This window comes from Campylobacter sp. RM15925, from assembly GCF_012978775.1.
In the GTDB taxonomy this organism is placed as follows: Bacteria; Campylobacterota; Campylobacteria; order Campylobacterales; family Campylobacteraceae; genus Campylobacter_A; species Campylobacter_A canis.
Map to the genome: position 1 here is coordinate 1 of NZ_LIWP01000031.1, position 1,029 is coordinate 1,029.

1 protein-coding gene is annotated in these 1,029 nt (G+C 35.5%); it reads left to right on the top strand.

Going from position 1 to position 1,029, the window contains the following annotated elements:
- Positions 1–39: 39 nt before the first annotated feature.
- Positions 40–1,029, top strand: a 990-nt coding sequence (locus CDOM15925_RS09905; protein ID WP_169943242.1) for a cache domain-containing protein, incomplete at its 3' end; no start/stop codon positions are given.

A 1,029-nucleotide genomic window follows, 5' to 3' on the forward strand; every position in this document is an offset into this window, starting at 1 on the left:
AAATTCTAAGGATATGAAAAACAATCAAGGAGAGATTAGATGAAAAAAGCTGCGAATAAAATAGCTTTAATTATATTTGTGTTGCTTACTATAGCTTTTGCTATATTTGAAACCGTAAGCTATAAGGGCATGAAAGATACTATCATAGATGTATCTAAAACATCCAAAGAGGCTTCTACGCGCTCTGTGGCGATATATGTAAGAGAGTATTTTAACTCTAAAATAGTTGCTGTTGAAAATTTAGCCAAATATATTCAAGAAAATCCTTATCTAATGCAAGATAGGCAGAGTCTTAAGGATCGTTTAATGACTATGGCTACGACTTTAAATATAGCCGAATTTTACATAGGTTTTGGTGATAACGGCGATCTGTTTGATGCTGTTAGAAAGTCAAACGAAAAGATTGAATTCCTTCATTTGACACCTGAAAAGGATAATTTTGATTCAAGAGTCAAGCCTTGGTATAAGCAAAGTGTAGCAAAGGGGGATTTAGTATTTACTCATCCTTATTTGGCGCAATCAAGCGGCAAATACACTCTTACTATCGTTAAGCCAATAATAATAGACGGCAAAGCGGTAGGTGTCGTAGCTGCCGATATGTATTTAGACGATATAGCAAAAGATGTTGCGCAGATGAAAGAGTCGCAAAGCAGTAGTGTTGCTATCGTTGATATCGACGCAAAGCTTTTGGTCTATCATCCAAATAATAATTTTATATTGTCTGATGAACCAGGTTTAAAAACGGCTATAAATTTGGCTATAGATAGCTACGCAACTACTCAAGGTAAGGCGTATGTCCATACTTTAGGCGGAGACGAGAGGCTTTTTGCTTGCCAAAAATATGATAGAGCCAATTGGCTTATCTGCTCTGATAACTCACTTAGCGATTATGATCCTGTTTTAAATGAAATTATTTATCATGAAACTATATTTTCAACCGTATTTGTTATGGGTATCATAGGTGCATTAATCTTTGTAGTGGGATACTTCCTCAAACCCCTCAACCTAATCTCAACAGGATTAATATCC